Raw genomic sequence first — 2,270 nt, 5'->3', positions numbered from 1 at the left:
GGACAAGGAGGCGTGGGGGGCGCTGGGCGGGCTGGAGAAGAACCTGGCCTTCCACCTCTCGGGGCACATCCTGCACTCCATCTACTGGCGGAACATGTCCGGCGACGGGGGCGGCGAGCCGCTGGAGGCCGACGGCGTGGGCGAGCTCGCGGACGCGATCGCCGAGTCCTTCGGGTCGTTCGCCGCCTTCAAGGCCCAGCTGAGCAAGGCCGCCGCGACCACCCAGGGCTCCGGCTGGGGCGTCCTCGCCCACGAGCCGCTCAGCGGGCGGCTGATCGTCGAGCAGGTCTACGACCACCAGGGCAACGTCGGGCAGGGCTCGACCCCGCTCCTGGTCTTCGACGCCTGGGAGCACGCCTTCTATCTCCAGTACCGCAACCAGAAGGTCGACTTCATCGACGCGATGTGGGCCGTCGTCGACTGGCAGGACGTGGCCCGGCGCTACGAGGCCGCCAGGTCCCGCGCGGACGTCCTGCTCCTGGCGCCCTGAACGGCCGCGCCGCAGCGTCCCGCCTCGTGATCGTCTTCTCACCCTTCACGCGGGCGGGCGGAAAGACGGAAGCCCCCGCGAGGACGTGACTCGCGGGGGCTTCCCGGCTCGGGTCACGGCTTGCGCGCCACGCCGCCGTGCCGGCCGGTCGGCGCCGGAGCCACGACGCCGACCGGGCGCCAAGCGGGACCGACACCGCCCTGGAGCTCCCCGGCTCAGCTCACGGCTTGCGCGCCACGCCGCCGTGCCGGCCGATCGGCGCCGGAGCCACGACACCGACCGGGCGCCAAGCGGGACCGACACCGCCCTGGAGCTCCCCGGCTCAGCTCACGGCTTGCGGGCCACGCCGCCGTGCTGGCCGATCGGTGCGGGGGCCGTGTCGCCGTCCGGGCGCCACAGGGGGACCGACACCACGCCCGGGTCCACCAGTTCCAGACCCTCGAAGAACGCCTCGATCCGGTCCACCGGACGCAGGAAGTAGGGCACCGCGCCGGTCTCGTTGTACGCGTCCTGGGCCTGCTCGTAGTCCGGATCGGTGCCGCGGGAGCCGTCGTTGACGCACAGGTGGCTGCCGGAGGGCAGGCCCGCCATCAGACGGCGGACCAGATCGCGGGCCAGGTCGTAGTCGGCCACGTGCCCGAGGATGCCGCTGAGGATCAGGGCCGTGGGGCGGGTCAGGTCCAGGGTGCGGGAGGCCGCCTCCAGGATCTTCTCCGGCTCGTAGAGCGTCAGGTCCTCGTACGCCGTCTCGCCCTCCGGGGAGGAGGTGAGCAGGGCGCGGGCGTGGGCGAGGACGAGGGGGTCGTTGTCGACGTAGACGATCTTCGATTCGGGGGCGAGGCGCTGGGCGACCTCGTGGGTGTTGTCGACCGTGGGCAGCCCGGTCCCGACGTCCAGGAACTGGCGGATGCCCGCCTCCTCGACCAGGTACCGGATGCTGCGGCCGAGAAAGGCCCGGCTGCTGCGGGCGATCGTGACGATGCCGGGGAAGACGGCCGTGTAGGCGTCGCCGGCCGCCTCGTCGACGGGGTAGTTGTCCTTGCCGCCGAGCCAGTAGTTCCAGATCCGGGCCGAATGCGGCACCGAGGTGTCGATCTCCGTCATGGTCCTATCGTGCTACGACCGGTCCGGCTCGCACGGCACATTGAGGGAGAGAAGTGCGGCGGATCCGTGCGCGTCGAGGCGGAGTTCGGTGATCGCCGCGTTGCGCAACCGCGGGAACACTCTGCGGTACTCCCCGAGCGGGATCGACAGCAGCGCGCACAGCGTCAGCCGCAGCAGGGTGTTGTGGGCGACGACCAGGACACGCTCGCCGGGACGGGCGGCGGCGATGCGGCGCAGGGCCTCCGTGCCCCGCTCTGCGGCCGCCGTCGGGTCCTCGGCACCGGGGAAGGGATACGCGACCGGGTCCGCGCGGAAGGCCTCGGCCGCGTCGGGCACCTCGGCGGCGAACTCCGCGAGGGTACGGCCCTCCACCACCCCGAAGTCGCACTCCCTCAGGCCGGGTTCGCGGTGCGGGGTGACGCCGAGGGCACGGCAGGCCGGGTCGGCGGTGGCGACCGCCCGTGACAGGGGTGAGGTCCAGACCGCGTCGGGGCGGTGCGCGGCGGCCCACCGCCCGAGCGCCTCCGCCTGGGCCCGGCCCTCGTCGGTCAGCCCGATGTCGCTCACGCCCGCGTAGCGGTTCTCGGCGTGCCAGATGGTCTGCCCGTGCCGGGCCAGCAACAGCGTCGTGCTCGTGCTCATGAAACGGTCCGCTCGGTCGGGGTCGGGAGTGGGG

3 protein-coding genes are annotated in these 2,270 nt (G+C 73.0%); 1 reads left to right on the top strand and 2 read right to left on the bottom strand.

Features of this window, described 5'->3' with window-relative positions; genetic code table 11:
• Nucleotides 1-490, top strand: a 490-nt coding sequence (locus tag EHS43_RS42985; RefSeq protein WP_148104284.1) for a superoxide dismutase, incomplete at its 5' end; no start/stop codon positions are given.
• A gap of 327 nt (nt 491-817) precedes the next feature.
• Here the strand turns inward: EHS43_RS42985 and EHS43_RS42980 are convergent.
• Both EHS43_RS42980 and EHS43_RS42975 read right to left on the bottom strand, forming a co-directional pair.
• A complete protein-coding gene (locus EHS43_RS42980; RefSeq protein WP_125195877.1) occupies nt 818-1,594 on the bottom strand; it encodes an SAM-dependent methyltransferase in 777 nt (258 codons plus the stop codon).
• Nucleotides 1,595-1,606: 12 nt separating this feature from the next.
• Entirely contained in the window at nt 1,607-2,236 is a 630-nt protein-coding gene (locus tag EHS43_RS42975) for a histidine phosphatase family protein (RefSeq protein ID WP_125195876.1), read from the bottom strand.
• Nucleotides 2,237-2,270 lie beyond the last annotated feature (34 nt).

The organism is Streptomyces sp. RP5T, from assembly GCF_003933965.1.
GTDB lineage: Bacteria > Actinomycetota > Actinomycetes > Streptomycetales > Streptomycetaceae > Streptomyces.
The sequence above is the reverse complement of the archived record's forward strand: the minus strand, read 5'-3'. Positions and strand labels throughout refer to the sequence as shown.

Excerpts from the sequence above, each read along its gene's own strand:
- EHS43_RS42980 (WP_125195877.1), bottom strand. The coding sequence starts at position 1,594 with ATGACGGAGATCGACACCTCGGTGCCGCATTCGGCCCGGATCTGGAAC.
- EHS43_RS42975 (WP_125195876.1), bottom strand. The coding sequence starts at position 2,236 with ATGAGCACGAGCACGACGCTGTTGCTGGCCCGGCACGGGCAGACCATC.